This is a genomic window from Micromonospora sp. NPDC049497 (genome assembly GCF_044465805.1).
GTDB lineage: Bacteria > Actinomycetota > Actinomycetes > Mycobacteriales > Micromonosporaceae > Micromonospora.
Window position 1 is genome coordinate 1 of sequence record NZ_JBITMC010000016.1, and the last position, 13110, is coordinate 13110.

Consider the following 13110-nt stretch of genomic DNA (forward strand, 5'->3'; position numbering starts at 1 on the left):
GCGTCGAGTTCATCCAGCAACACACCGCAGCCATCGATCACGGATCTCCCGGATCACCTCGCCCGAGCTGCCCCGAGTTACGAGACGTCCCTTAGGGTGTCAGCTCCGCCAAATGATGTTCATCTGAAGCCAGCGTCGGTAATCCTCGCCATCCCGTCTCTATGCGGCGTACGTCCTGGTCCTGGTGCTCGGCCTGCGCAGGGGCGAGATGTTGGGGCTCACCTGGGCCGACGTCGACCTCGACGCGGGGGAGTTGACCATCGACCGGCAGCTCCAGCGGGTCGGTGCCGAGCTGCTGCACCGGGAGACGAAGACGGCCGCCTCGGACGCCACCCTGCCGCTGCCGGACATCTGCACCGTCGCGCTCAACCGCCGCCGCGCCGCACAGACCGCCGCCCGGGACGCCGCCGGCCCGGCCTGGCAGCCCTCCGGCCTGATCTTCACCAGCCGGTACGGCCGGCCGGTCGAGCCACGCAACTTCAACCGCTTCTGGGACCGACGTTGCGACGCGGCTGGGGTTCGGCGAATCACCGTCCGAGACGCCCGGCGGACCTGCGCTTCACTCTTGGCCGACCTGGACGTGCACCCCCGGGTGGCGATGCAGATCCTCCGGCACGCGCAGTTCGCCATCACCATGGAGATCTACACGGTGGTGTCCTCGGCGGCCACCCTCGACGCCCTCAAGCGGCTCGGCAGCTCACTGGATCAGTAAGGGCGCTACTGCTGTACTTCGCTGCTGTACGGGCCAAGATCGCGGCTCCAAAGGCCACACGAAGGGCCACTGAACTGCGGAGAAGTGGGCCGCCAGGGACTCGAACCCTGAGTCCTTCTGGCGGAGTCTCGATCATCCGCAATCGGGCGGATCGGCTTGCTGACCTGGGCGAAGTCTTGCGTTGCCTTACAGCGATTGACAGTCCTTGCAGGCGTTATTTGTGCCCGCGTTGTGCCCGACGATCTTGACGGACATTGCCCGCCTGCCACCCCTGCATGGCAGGCGGGCACCTACTTGAAGACCCCGATGATCCCGGTCACGGTGCCGACGAGCCCACTGACAGTCGCGAGCTTTGCCGAGGCTCCGGTCCAGATCCCCTTGGTCTTCTCGCGCCAGCCGAGGGACCACCAGTCGCGCCCGAACTTCTGCCACTTGTGCTGTCGAAGGCGGCAACCCAGGACCAGGCCGCTTGAGTTGTTGCGGCAGAACTCAACGCCGCCACCACGCTTCCGATTGATCGCGCCGCAGTACACCGGCGCCTGAAAGAGGACGAAGATGATCAAGAGGCCAACGAGAACCGCATAGATGCCGGGACCGAACCCGGTACCGGCAAGGGACAGGAGGAGCACCGCCAGGACGCCGTAGCCCCAATATCTCCAGAGGTTCGACTTGCCGCGAGACGCCATGAGTGCGAAGAGTACCGATGTGAACGCAGGACGTGAAGATCCTGGCACCCTTGACTGCGGGTAAGAACTACTTCCGGCCGGCCCTACCGGTCAGCACGCATCCTGCTGGCGCTTGCCCGCGCTTGCCGCCTTCGGCCTGTACTCGACAATCCTTCCTGCGGCCCCTGCGAGGACACCACAGTGGAGCGGCCCTCGTCGGTACGCTCTCCGCTGCAGACAGGAGGAGGGAGCAAGTTGAAGATCTTCATCTCATGGAGCGGCGAGCAGAGCCGTCAGATTGCCCGAGCGTTACACCGGTGGCTCGGTGCCGTCGCCCAACATGTCGAACCCTGGGTATCAGACGAAGAAATACAAAGCGGTACAAGATGGAATGATACGCTTGCCCGCTCACTTGAAGACACAGACTTCGGCATCGTATGCGTAACCCGCGCAAACCAGTCAGCCCCGTGGCTGATGTTTGAGGCCGGCGCGCTCGCGAAACGCCTAGAACACGCCCGCGTCGTACCGTTGTGCTTAGACCTTGAGCCCTCGGATATCACCTCGCCGCTGCAAGTGTTTCAGGCACGAAGACTCGACCAAGATGGCATACGACGCCTCGTGTACGAACTGAGCGATCTTGCGGAGAACCCGAGATCGCGGGAGAGCATTGACGAGATCCTTAGCGGGATGTGGCCGATACTTGAAACTGCGATAGCGCAGGCAATGACCGCAACGACACCTCTTGGGGAGCCTCAGCGAACCTCGGAGGACATGCTTTCCGAGTTGGTGACAAGAGTGCGCAAAATCGAGCGTGACTCGGAGGAGCGGGACTCGACTCTCTCGGAGATGGCGAGCTTAAGACAGCACCTTGACGTCGTTCAACAGGCTCACTCCGAGGCAATCGCCATGGCCGAAACTGAACACATCGCTCGTCGTCAGGCCGAGAGGAAATTAGCAGAATTAACGGCTCGATTCGAAGAGGCACGGAGAGCTGTCGACCGAATCCGCCATGACCACGGAGCCGATAAGGTGCCGATGAGGCGAGAACCAGGTCCGAAATAGCGACTCGCATTTTCGGGCTTGATATAGCTCGCCATCGCGCCTACCCGCTCGATGTCGACCGTTAACCCCAAGCCATCCCAGAGCGCCCGAGCGCCCCGCCGGAGGCACTGCCTGTGTCTCGACCAACTTGGAGCCCCGGAACCGTCATCGATCATGACGGCCCGGGGCTTCTTCGTATGTCGCGCCGCCGGCGGGCTATCACCGTCGCGCTGGCGGCCGAAGGCCACAGGCGCGGCGGCGGGCCATCGGCCCGGCCCAGGTTCGGCGGCGCGAGCGGCCCGCGACGCGGGCCGCCTTGACCTCAGAACGCGGAAAGCTGCTGACCGACACCTACTGGTCCGAACTGTGGGCGGGCTGGCGTGAGGCCGCCGGGTGGCCGAAGGAAGGCACCTTCCACTCCCTGCGGCACTTCTTCGCCACCACGCTCATGAGCAACGGCGTCGAGCCTCAGGAGGTGCAGAAGGCACTCAGGCACGCCAACCTGCGGATCACGCTGGAGACCTACGTGCACTGGCTGCCGAAGAAGGACCGGCCACGCGGCCTGGTCGGCAGCCTCCTGCGACAGGCAGACGGCAAACCGCCGCGGCATCCCGACCAAGATCATGCCTGAGTTGTGCCCTGGTTGTGCCCGATGATCTTCGACCGAGATCTTCGCAGCTCAGAAGCGGTGAATGGTGGGCCGCCAGGGACTCGAACCCTGAACCTATGGATTAAAAGTCCACAGCTCTGCCATTGAGCTAGCGGCCCGCTGGGCCATCAGGTTACCCGATCACCCGCCTCCGGGTTGAGGTCCGCTGGGCTGGGCGAGTGAGGTGACGCCGTGAGGGCGCCCCGCCTCGGAGCAGAGCCCCGCTCGATCATCTGGGTGCCCGGCTGGACCGGGAACCTCGAGGGCCGGACCGCTGGCCCTTCGCCCCGGGCTCCTTTTGCCGGGTTGGCACCCGTGCGGGTGGTCGTCAGGTAGCTGCGCCGGATCGCCGACGCCTCCGACCCGGTGACCTGACCCTCTACCCGGTGGCCGGAGGGATCAGCGCGCACCGCATGCCCTGCAGATCGATGCATTGACATCAGAAGGCTACCCGTACGTAACATCTGCCCACCCTGAAAGACACCGACATACGGGCCACCCCCCGGCCGAACGGCCGCGTCCGTCGTCGGCGCCGTGCGCCAACGCCCCGTCAAGAAGGAATCCCCCCATGACCTCAGTTGTCCGGCGATGCCTGCTGGCCATCGCGGTCGCCGCCGCGACCCTCGCCGTTCCCGTCCCCGCCCAGGCGGCGTCGTACACGCCGTCGAGCGACCCGATCCTCTTCGTCCACGGTTGGAACAGCAGCGCCTCGACCTGGAACACGATGATCAGCCGGTTTCAGGCCAACGGCTGGCCCGCCAGCCACCTGCGCGCGTTCTCGTACAACACCAGTCAGTCGAACGCCACCACTGCGGAGATCGTCCGGCAGGAGGTCGAGACGCTGCTCGCCAACACCGGAGCCAGCAAGGTCGACATCGTCACCCACTCGATGGGCGGGCTCTCCTCCCGCTACTACCTGAAGAACATCGCGTCGACGAAGGTGGACCGCTGGGTGTCCCTCGGCGGCCCGAACCACGGCACCTCCTCAGCGAACACCTGCTTCAGCACCGCCTGCGTCGAGATGCGGATCGGCTCGACCTTCCTCGCCAACCTGAACGCCACCGACGAGACCCCGGGCACCCCCACCTACGGGACCTGGTGGTCCAGGTGCGACGGGGTCATCAACCCGACCGACAGCACGGTGCTGTCCGGGGCGAAGAACACCCGGACCGCCTGCATCGGGCACATGAGCCTGCAGACCGACGCCACCGTCTACGCCGGGGTACGCGACTTCGTGAACCCCTGATCCCCGTCGGTTGTGGCCACCGGCGCCGGTCCCGCGAACCGGCGCCGGTGGTCGTCGCCGGCCTCGACCGGCGGGCCCGGGGCCCGGGCCCGCCGGTCGCCCGGGTGCGCATCTGACGCGGGCAGGCATGGCCGCGCCGGCTCGGGGAACCGTTCGGGCATGAGGACGAGCAGTACCCCGGCCGTGGCGGCGTCGAGCGAGGAGACCGGGCCCGACGGCGTACGCGAACCCGGCGGCGAGGTGCACGCCTGGCTGCCCGGGCAGAACCAGACCGTGTGCGGGCTGCCGCTGAGCCGTACCCGGCTGCGCCGCTTCCCGCACGTGCGGTTCGACTACACGGGCACCGACGTGCTCACCGAGGCCGACCCGGTGGGCTGGATCTGTCCCCGCTGCCTCGCCGCGACGAGCGGGCGGCGTCCGGGGGAGAAGCGCTGGGTCCGGAACGCACCCCGACCGTGACGGCGGGCTTGGAGGACGCCTGACCGGGTACGGGTCGGGCATGCGGATCGTGGTCGTGGGAGCGAGCGGCAACGCCGGTACCGCCCTGTTGCGGCGGCTGCGCCGGGAACGGGGAGTCGACCTGGCCGGGGTGGCGCGGAGGCTGCCCGGCCCGGACGCCGGTGAGCCGTACGACCAGGTGGAGTGGCACTCCTGCGACATCGGTAAGCCCGGGGCGGCCGACCAGCTCACCGAGGTCTTCGCCGGGGCCGACGCGGTCGTGCACCTGGCCTGGCAGATCCAGCCCAGCCACGACCAGCGCGTACTGCACCGCACCAACGTCGGGGGCAGCCGCGCGGTGATCGACGCGGTGGTCCGGGCGAAGGTGCCCGCCCTGGTGTACGCGTCGTCGGTCGGCACGTACGCGCCCGGCCCGAAGGACCACCCGGTGAGCGAGCGGTGGCCGGCGACCGGGGTGCACGGCTCGTCGTACAGCCGGGACAAGGCCGAGGTGGAAGCGATGCTCGACCTCGCCGAGCGGGAGCACCCGGAGGTGCGGGTGGTACGGATGCGCCCTGGTCTGAACTTCCAGCGGGCGGCGGCCACCGAGATCACCCGGTACTTCCTCGGCCCGTTCGTGCCCGTGAAGCTGCTCCGCTTCGGCCGGATCCCGCTCGTGCCGACCAACCCGCGGCTGCGCATGCAGGCGGTGCACACCGACGACGTCGCCGACGCGTACGCCCGGGCGGTCCTGGGTGACGCACGCGGCGCCTTCAACCTGGCCGCGGACCCGGTGCTGACCCCGGAGCTGGTGGCCCGGCACTTCCACGGCTGGACGGTGCCGGTGGCCGGCCCGGTGCTGCGGACCGCCGCCGCGCTGACCTGGCACGCCCGGCTGCAGCCGATCGACGCCGGCTGGGTGCAGCTGGCCCTGAACGCGCCGCTGATGTCCAGCGAGCGGGCCGAGACCGAGCTGGGGTGGCAGCCGCGCGTGAACGCCCTGGCCGCGCTGAAGGAGCTGTTCGCCGGCATGGCGCACGGTGCCGACACCCCGACCCCGCCGATGGCCGGCGGCCTGCGGGCCACCACGCCCTTCCCGGGCCACGGCAACCCGTACTGAGGTCAGCGCAGCGTCGAGCCGGAGACGGTGGGGTTGCGGGCGCCGAGGAAGAAGATGCCGGGGTAGCCCCGGGTCTCGAACTGTCCGCTCGGGTTGCGCCGGAGCGTGGACCTCTCGATCGTCATCGTGCCGGTGCGGTTGTTGCTGACGAAGAAGACCGCGCCGCCGCCCTCGTTGGCGTCGTTGTTCTCGATGATCGTGCCGGCGAGCCGCACGGTGAACTCGTTGCCGTCGCAGTAGATCGCGCCGCCGCTGCCGCCGCCCGGCGTGCCGGCCTTCGCCGGGTTCGCGCCGGTGCCGATCGCCTCGTTGTCGCGCAGGACGCTGTTCAGCACCACCCAGGAGACACCGATGCTGCTCAACGCGCCGCCGTTGGAGCAGGAGCCGCCGGTGAAGGTGCTGTTCACGACGTACACCGGCTTGTTCTCGTACTGGCTCAGCACCCGCACGGCCGCGCCACCCAGGTCCGGGCCGATACGGTCGCAGCGGTTGCGGGCGAACGTCGAGTTGACCACCTTGAACCGGCCGCCCCGCACGAAGATCGCGCCACCGCCGCCGCCCTCGGCCTTCTCGCCGGTCGAGTTGCCCTCGACGAACGTCAGGTTCTGCACGGTGAGCTGCGGGTGGTCCTGGTTCTGGCAGTGCGAGGTGGTCCAGCCCTGCGCCCCGTCGCAGGTGTTCATGTAGAGGATCCGGCGCTGCCCCTGGCCGCTCAGCGTCACCCGGCCGCCGCCGTCCAGCACGACCTTCGGGCCGTTGGCGTTGCGGACCTTGGCGGTGGCCTTCATCGCGATGGTGACCGGTGCCGGTCCACAGTCGAAGGTGATGATGCCGCCGGCCGCCACGGCCTTGACGACCGCCTCGGAGGTGCAGCTCGCCGGGGTGCCGGTGCCGATGGTCCGGGTCGGCTTCGACGTCTCCACCGCGCGGGCCTCGGCCGGCACGGTGGCGCCGCCGTTCGGGTTGCCGGCCTTCGGTGCCGCGCCGACCGGGGGCTTCGGGCTGGCACTCCGGCCCGGCCCGCCGAGGCCGGCACGGGCCGCCGGGGCGTCCGTGGGGTCGGCCGTGGCCGGCGTGTCGGCGGCGCCGGACGTACGGGCGGCCGGTGCCGGTGCGGTGGTCGGCTCGGACGCGCCGCAGGCGGGCAGCGCCGTGACGGCGACGGTCAGGGCGGCCAGGACGGCGGCGGACTTCAGGTGCACCCGGTGATGGTAGGGGCCGGGTGGTCAGAAGTCGGCGAACAGGTACGGCAGGTGGCGCGGGAAGAGGCGCCGCAACTCCGCCCCCGCGTCGACCGGCACGTCGCCGAGCCCGCGCAGGGAGACCTCCACCGGGTCCAGCACCCCGTACGCCAGGGCGGACAGCCCGGCCGCGGTCAGTGTGGCGGCCGGCGGGGCGCCGGCGGTGGCGGCCGGCCCGGTCACCAGTTCCAGCATGCCGGTGGTGCCGTCCAGCAGGTACGAGCCGGCGAGCCAACGGTCACCGGTCAGCTCCACGCGCACCCGCCCCGGCCCGACGGGCAGGCCGGCCAGCGCGTCCATCGAGAGCAGCCGGGCCATGGGCGCCGAGGAACCGGGGCGGGCGACCCGGGCCTCCACGCGCACGTCGAGGTCGGTGAGCCACAGCTCCGGCAGCTCGTCGACCGGGAGCTGCACCCGGACCGTGGCGACCTGGTCGATGTGGCGGGCGAGGAACTGCAACAGCAGCGTCCGCGCGTACGGGTCGGTGACCAGCAGATCGTCGGCGACCAGCGTGCCGCCGTGGTCGTCGATCCGGTACGTCACGGCCCCGGTCACCGTGCCGCCGCAGCGCGCGGTCAGCAGCCAGCGCTCGTCCCGGTCGCGCAGGGCGACCGCCCGGTAGTCGGGGAAGAGCGCGAAGCCGTGCCGCTCGCGCAGGCAGCGCTCGGTGAACCCGCGCCAGGTCGGGTAGCCGGTGCCGATGCGCTCCCAGACCACCTCGCCCGGCAGCTCGGCCCGGAGCAGCGGGGCCAGGTCCGCGACGGGGAACGTGGCGGTACGTGCCATGGGCAGCCCGACGTAGCCGAAGCGCTCGTAGAACGACGGCCGGAACGGCCACAGCGCGGTCAGCGGGTGACCCTCGTCGCGCATCTCGTCGAGGAGTTGCCGCAGCAGGGTGCGGACGTGCCCCTGCCGGCGGGCGAGGGGGTGGGTGGCGACACCGGCGACGCCCGCCATCGTCTGCACCCGGCCGCGGAGGTTCTGCCGCATCGGGATCGCCGACGCGGCAGCCCGTGTCTCACCACCTTCCTGGACGACCAGGGTCCGGTTGCCCCCGTTGTAGGGCAGGTACGCGCGGAACTCGTCCGCCCGGGTCGCGCTGATCGGCGACGACTCGAAGGCGTACGCCTGGAGCGGGTAGCTGGTGGTGAGGCGTTCCTCGGCGTGCACCCGGCGGATGGTCATCCGTTCATCCCAACCCGGCCCGCCGTCGCCCGCAACCGGGTTGGGGCCCGTGCTCACCCGATGGGAAGGTGCCGCAGGTGCCGTCGGCGGATCAGACCTCGGTGACGTCCGAGACCACCACGGTGACGTTGTCCGGGGCGCCGGCCTGGTGGGCGAGCTTGACCAGTTGCTCGCCGCAGAGCTGCCGGTCGCCGTAGTGGGTCAGGGTCTGCCCGATCGCGTCGTGCTCGACGTAGTCGGAGAGCCCGTCGCTGCACAGCAGGAGCCGGTCCCCGGCCACGACGGTGAGCACCCCGACGGCGGGTGGCGCGTCCACTCCCTGCACCGCCCGGGTCACCAGGGACCGCTGGGGGTGGTGCCGAGCCTGCTCCGGCGACAGCGCGCCCTGGTCGACCAGCGCCTGGACGAAGGTGTCGTCCCGGGTGAGCTGGGTCAGCTCCCCGTCCCGCAGCAGGTAGCAGCGGGAGTCCCCGACCTGGGCCAGCACCAGCGTGTCCCCGGCGAGGAGGGCGGCGGTCAGCGTCGTGCCCATGCCCTCGCGGGCCGGGTCGACGGTGATGGCGGCCGAGATGCGCTGGTTGGCGGTGCTGACCACCGCGCGCAACGCGTCGGCGGCCTCGTCCGGGCCGGTCGGCGGGGTCAGCTCGTCCAGGATGCGGATGACGATCTCGCTGGCCACCTCCCCCGCGGGCAGCCCACCCATGCCGTCCGCGACCGCGACGAGACGGTCACCGGCGAGGGCGGAATCCTCGTTGTTGGTCCGGACCAGGCCGATGTCGTTGAGGATGGCCGAGCGGAGGATGAGCGTCATGGGGACAAGCTTGCCAAGAACACCCCGCCCGCGTCTCTCCACACCACCGACCAGGTTGCCGAACAATGTCGTCCACTGTGCCGGACCCGTCGCGGACGGTCACCGTGGGTAGCGGATCAGCAGGCTGGCGTGAACGTCGTCGTCGCCCACGGCGGCGTACCGGTGCGGCACGTCCGAGGTCCAACGCAGGTGCTCACCGGCGGTGGCGGTCAGTGGCGCGTCGACCGGGCCGGCCCGCAGCACGCCGGCGAACACGGTGACATGTTCGGTGACGCCGGGTTGGTGCGCCGGGGAGAGCTGTCCCGGTCCCGGCGTGACCAGCATCCGGTACAGCTCGTACGTGGCGTCGGCGTCCTCGAAGACCTCCAGCAGCGTGGCGTGGACCGCCGCGCCGCGTACCGTCGGCTCCTCGGACGGGCCGGAGAGCACGGCGGCCAGCGGCACGCCGAGCTGCGCGGTGATCGCGTAGAGGGTCTCCAGCGTGGGGTTGCGGGTGCCGTTCTCCAGGCCCGAGAGGGTGGCCTTGCCGACGCCCGCGAGCCGCGCCAGCGCGGACAACGACAGGCCGCGGTCCTCGCGCAGGGCGCGTACCCGCCGCCCGACCGCGCCGGGTCCGCGCGGCGACGGCTCGGAGGCGTCGGTACGACGGCTTGGTGGCGGCTGCGGCACACGGCTATGGTGCTACACGACGGCCGTTCCGTAAACGGAACGGTGGCGTGGACCGGGGGAGACGGGATGGTCGGGCGTATCCAACCGTTGCTGGCCGGCGTGGTCACGGCGCTGGTCGGCTTCGCGAGTTCCTTCACCGTCGTGCTCGCCGGCCTCCGCGCCGTCGGCGCCACCGACGCGCAGGCGGCCTCCGGACTGCTGGCGCTCTGCGTGGCGTCCGGTGCCGTCGCCGTCTGGCTGGGCCTGCGGTACCGGCTGCCGATGAGCGTCGCCTGGTCCACCCCGGGTGCGGCGCTGCTGGTCGCCACCGGCGCGGTACCCGGCGGTTGGCCCGTCGCCGTCGGGGCGTTCCTCGTCGCCGGCCTGCTGATCGTCGCCGCCGGACTCGTGCCCCCGCTCGGCCGGGCGGTCGCGGCCATCCCGAAGCCCATCGCCGGGGCGATGCTCGCCGGTGTCCTGCTGCCGCTGTGCACCGCGCCGGTCCGGGCCCTCGTCGACGTGCCCCGGCTGGCCGTGCCCGTGGTGGTCGCCTGGCTGCTGCTGCACCGGTTCGCGCGGCGGTGGGCGGTGCCGGGTGCGCTCGCCGTCGCGGTGGTGGCCATCGCGGTGACCACCCCCGCCGGCGGCCTCCGCGACGTGGGACTGCGGCCGGCGTTCGCCCTGACCACCCCCGCCTGGGAGGCGTCCGCGCTGGTCGGCCTGGCGCTGCCGCTGTTCCTGGTCACCATGGCCGCGCAGAACGTGCCGGGGACGGCGGTGCTGGTCGGCTACGGCTACCGGCCGCCGTTCGGCGCCGCCCTGCGGGCCACCGGGCTGGCCAGCGTGCTCGCCGCACCCGCCGGTGGGCACGCGGTCAACCTGGCCGCGATCACCGCCGCGCTGGCCGCCGGACCGGACGCCCACCCGGACCCGGACCGCCGCTGGATCGCCTCGGTCACCGCCGGCCTCGGGCTCGCCCTGCTCGGCCTCGGTGCCGGGGTGGCCACCGCGCTGGTCGCGCTCGCCCCGCCCGTCCTGATCGAGGCGGTCGCCGGGCTGGCCCTGCTCGGCGCATTGGCCACCGCGCTCACCTCCGCGCTCGCCGAGCCCGACGCGCGCGAGGCCGCCGTGGTGACCTTCGTGGTCACCGCGTCCGGGGTGACCCTGCTCGGCGTCGGCGGGGCCTTCTGGGGCCTGGTCGCCGGCGGGCTGCTGCTCCTGCTCCTCCGCGGCCGCGCCACACCCGCGCCGCCCGCGCCGCCCGCGCCGGCGGCTGTGCCGGCCGCGCCCGCCGCGCCGCCTACGCCGCCTACGGCGGCTGTGCCGGGTGGGGATCACGCTCGAACAGGGAAGTAGTGGCCTCCCGGGCACGCGGAGGCCACTACTTCACGGATGTAGCGCGATCTTAGAGCCGTCACTCCTCGGCGGGGAGAGCGCTCAGGGGGACGTCGAGGTGGACCTGAGCGTTGTCCACGGCGGCGATGCGGTCGGCCGGCACGTAGACCGCGCCGGTGGGCACCAGCTCGGTGGAGACCTTCAGGTAGCCCCCGTGCAGCAGCCGGGCCGCCAGGTCGGCGGGTACGTCCGGTTCCCCCACGGCGGTCGACTCGATCAGCTCGTCCAGGCTGCTGCCCGGGTCGGCGGTCGGCGCCTGCACGGTCACCGCGTTCGGGTCACCCCGCTGCACGAGATCCACCGTGCCGATCCCGGCGCCGGTCGAGTCGACCACCGGCATGCCGGTGGTCACCCGGGAAACGGCGGTGTGCTGCTGGCTCATGTGGTCGCGGTTCCCGACCCGCCGCGTGCCTAAACGCCCGAGGGGTTCGACCAGCCGGACGGTGGGCGCGGGGACAGCTCACGCCACGTGTCGGTGCCCTGGAGCAACGCCCGGACCGTCTCCTCGGCCTCGTCCGCGCTGTCGTACTCGTAGAACTGGGACACGCCCTCCGAGCCGCCCGCCCGCTGCTCGACGTACCACCGGTCGGCGTCGGTGCGGAGGAACACGTCCCGCCGCGCCAGTCGTCCCCATTTCCCGTTCCACCAGTGCTTCCGCTGCTCCATGGCGGGGACTCTATCGAACACGCGTACGAAAAAGTGCGGCCCCCGCGGGATTCCCGCGAGGGCCGTTGTGCGTGTGCCGGGTTCAGTACTTCCTGGGCGGTTCCTGCCGGCCGAGCACGTCGTCCAGGGCGCCGCGCTGCTGACCAGGGGTGGAGTGGCCGGCGGCGACGAGCGCGTCCCGGATCTCGGTGAGCAGCTTGACCTCCTCGCTCGGCGCGGAGGGCGGCGGCTCCTCGCCGCGCTTGCGCCGCTCGGCCAGCCGGTTCATCGGGTAGATGACCAGGAAGTACAGCGCCAGAGCCGTGAGCAGGAACGCGATCAGCGCGTTCACGAAGGCCACCCAGTCGAACGGGATCTCCCGGAACTTCGGCGTGGACCCGCTGAGCCCGTTCTTGTTACCCGTGATCAGCACGATCATCACCCGGACCAGCGGTTCCAGGAACGACTTGGTGAGCTGGGTGACCACGCCGGTGAACGCGGCACCGATGACGACACCGACCGCCAGGTCGACGACGTTCCCGCGCATGATGAAGTCTTTGAAGCCCTTGAGCATCCGTACTCCCGAGGTGTCCGGTTTTCCGTCCGGCACAACCTATGCCCTGGGAGAGGGCTCTAGAAAAGCGCCGGCCTCGATCGCCGCGCGCTCCGGATCGCCGGCCCGGATCGCGTCCACCAGCCGGGAGTGGTCGACGTGGCGCTCGGGCTCCAGCGCGCCGCCCATGGCCTGCGCCACCGTGCTGCGCAGGGCGGTGCCGACCGAGGCGTACAGGTCGGCGAGCATGCCGTTGTGCGCGGCGGCGACCACCGCCGTGTGCAGCGCGGCGTCGGCCTCGACGAACTCGTCGACCCGGCCTCCGCGCCACGCGGCCTCCCGGTCGGCGAGCGCCGCGTCGAGCGCCGCCAGGTCCTCGGCCGTACGCCGCAGCGCGGCCAGTCGGGCGGCCTCCACCTCGAAGGCGCGCCGCACCTCGACGACCTCGGTCATCCGGTCGTCGGTGAGCCGGCGGGCCACCACGGGGGCCAGCTCGTCGGTCGACACCACGTACGTCCCGGAGCCCTGCCGGCACTCCAGCACCCCGGCGTGCACGAGGGCGCGGACCGCCTCGCGGACGGTGTTGCGGCCCACGCCGAGGGCGGCGACCAGTTGCGGCTCGGTGGGGATGCGCCCACCCACCGGCCACTCGCCGCCGAGGATCCGCTGCCGGAGCTGGGCGATCGTCTCCCGCACCCGCTGCCCACGCGGGGGCACGGGTGCGGAATCAGTCGTCGGTGGCACTGGTTACAACCCCTGCC

General features: G+C 71.2%; 15 protein-coding genes, 1 tRNA gene and 1 pseudogene. 7 read left to right on the forward strand and 10 right to left on the reverse strand.

The window, feature by feature from the left end; all coding sequences use genetic code 11:
• Positions 1-157 precede the first annotated feature (157 nt).
• Positions 158-712, forward strand: a pseudogene (locus tag ACIBR0_RS21020) (site-specific integrase); the annotation flags it as partial.
• Positions 713-1002: 290 nt separating this feature from the next.
• Here ACIBR0_RS21020 and ACIBR0_RS21025 read toward each other — a convergent pair.
• Positions 1003-1398: a hypothetical protein gene (locus ACIBR0_RS21025; RefSeq protein ID WP_396718071.1), complete on the reverse strand. Its 396-nt coding sequence runs from the start codon at positions 1396-1398 to the stop codon at positions 1003-1005.
• A gap of 234 nt (positions 1399-1632) precedes the next feature.
• On the opposite strand from ACIBR0_RS21025, the gene ACIBR0_RS21030 reads away from it, so the two are divergent.
• Complete coding sequence (locus ACIBR0_RS21030; protein ID WP_396718074.1) at positions 1633-2439, forward strand: toll/interleukin-1 receptor domain-containing protein; 807 nt, start codon at positions 1633-1635, stop codon at positions 2437-2439.
• Positions 2440-2683: 244 nt separating this feature from the next.
• On the forward strand, positions 2684-3049 hold the full coding sequence (locus tag ACIBR0_RS21035) for a tyrosine-type recombinase/integrase (RefSeq protein WP_396718325.1): 366 nt from the start codon (positions 2684-2686) through the stop codon (positions 3047-3049).
• Between the two features lie 62 nt (positions 3050-3111).
• On the opposite strand, the gene ACIBR0_RS21040 is transcribed toward ACIBR0_RS21035, so the two are convergent.
• Positions 3112-3186 (reverse strand) — tRNA-Lys (locus ACIBR0_RS21040).
• 449 nt (positions 3187-3635) lie between these two features.
• Here ACIBR0_RS21040 and ACIBR0_RS21045 point away from each other — a divergent pair.
• From ACIBR0_RS21045 to ACIBR0_RS21055, 3 genes are all read left to right on the forward strand, one after another.
• Entirely contained in the window at positions 3636-4313 is a 678-nt protein-coding gene (locus ACIBR0_RS21045; protein WP_396718077.1) for an esterase/lipase family protein, read from the forward strand.
• 159 nt (positions 4314-4472) lie between these two features.
• Positions 4473-4772 (forward strand): hypothetical protein, encoded by a 300-nt coding sequence (locus tag ACIBR0_RS21050; RefSeq protein WP_396718079.1) that lies wholly within the window; start codon positions 4473-4475, stop codon positions 4770-4772.
• A 40-nt stretch (positions 4773-4812) separates the two neighbouring features.
• On the forward strand, positions 4813-5871 hold the full coding sequence (locus tag ACIBR0_RS21055; RefSeq protein ID WP_396718082.1) for an NAD-dependent epimerase/dehydratase family protein: 1059 nt from the start codon (positions 4813-4815) through the stop codon (positions 5869-5871).
• A 2-nt stretch (positions 5872-5873) separates the two neighbouring features.
• On the opposite strand, the gene ACIBR0_RS21060 is transcribed toward ACIBR0_RS21055, so the two are convergent.
• The 4 genes from ACIBR0_RS21060 to ACIBR0_RS21075 form a co-directional block, all read right to left on the reverse strand.
• Positions 5874-7067 carry a hypothetical protein gene (locus ACIBR0_RS21060; protein WP_396718328.1) on the reverse strand — a complete coding sequence of 398 codons (1194 nt, stop codon included), beginning with the start codon at positions 7065-7067 and terminating at the stop codon, positions 5874-5876.
• 30 nt (positions 7068-7097) lie between these two features.
• Positions 7098-8297 (reverse strand): enhanced intracellular survival protein Eis, encoded by a 1200-nt coding sequence (gene eis / locus ACIBR0_RS21065; RefSeq protein ID WP_396718085.1) that lies wholly within the window; start codon positions 8295-8297, stop codon positions 7098-7100.
• 91 nt (positions 8298-8388) lie between these two features.
• The gene (locus tag ACIBR0_RS21070) at positions 8389-9108 is read right to left on the reverse strand and encodes a PP2C family protein-serine/threonine phosphatase (protein WP_396718088.1); all 720 of its coding nucleotides are present in this window, start codon (positions 9106-9108) and stop codon (positions 8389-8391) included.
• Positions 9109-9207: 99 nt separating this feature from the next.
• The gene (locus ACIBR0_RS21075; RefSeq protein ID WP_396718091.1) at positions 9208-9777 is read right to left on the reverse strand and encodes a helix-turn-helix domain-containing protein; all 570 of its coding nucleotides are present in this window, start codon (positions 9775-9777) and stop codon (positions 9208-9210) included.
• 66 nt (positions 9778-9843) lie between these two features.
• Here ACIBR0_RS21075 and ACIBR0_RS21080 point away from each other — a divergent pair, with 66 nt between their 5' ends.
• Positions 9844-11112 carry a benzoate/H(+) symporter BenE family transporter gene (locus tag ACIBR0_RS21080; RefSeq protein WP_396718093.1) on the forward strand — a complete coding sequence of 423 codons (1269 nt, stop codon included), beginning with the start codon at positions 9844-9846 and terminating at the stop codon, positions 11110-11112.
• Positions 11113-11170: 58 nt separating this feature from the next.
• On the opposite strand, the gene ACIBR0_RS21085 is transcribed toward ACIBR0_RS21080, so the two are convergent.
• The 4 genes from ACIBR0_RS21085 to ACIBR0_RS21100 all read right to left on the reverse strand — a co-directional run bounded on the left by ACIBR0_RS21085 (position 11171) and on the right by ACIBR0_RS21100 (position 13093).
• Positions 11171-11533, reverse strand: a complete 363-nt coding sequence (locus ACIBR0_RS21085; protein ID WP_396718096.1) for a hypothetical protein — start codon at positions 11531-11533, stop codon at positions 11171-11173.
• Positions 11534-11562: 29 nt separating this feature from the next.
• Positions 11563-11817, reverse strand: a complete 255-nt coding sequence (locus ACIBR0_RS21090) for a hypothetical protein (protein WP_396718098.1) — start codon at positions 11815-11817, stop codon at positions 11563-11565.
• Between the two features lie 82 nt (positions 11818-11899).
• On the reverse strand, positions 11900-12370 hold the full coding sequence (gene mscL / locus ACIBR0_RS21095) for a large conductance mechanosensitive channel protein MscL (protein WP_396718101.1): 471 nt from the start codon (positions 12368-12370) through the stop codon (positions 11900-11902).
• Between the two features lie 39 nt (positions 12371-12409).
• A complete protein-coding gene (locus ACIBR0_RS21100; RefSeq protein ID WP_396718104.1) occupies positions 12410-13093 on the reverse strand; it encodes a FadR/GntR family transcriptional regulator in 684 nt (227 codons plus the stop codon).
• Positions 13094-13110: the final 17 nt, after the last annotated feature.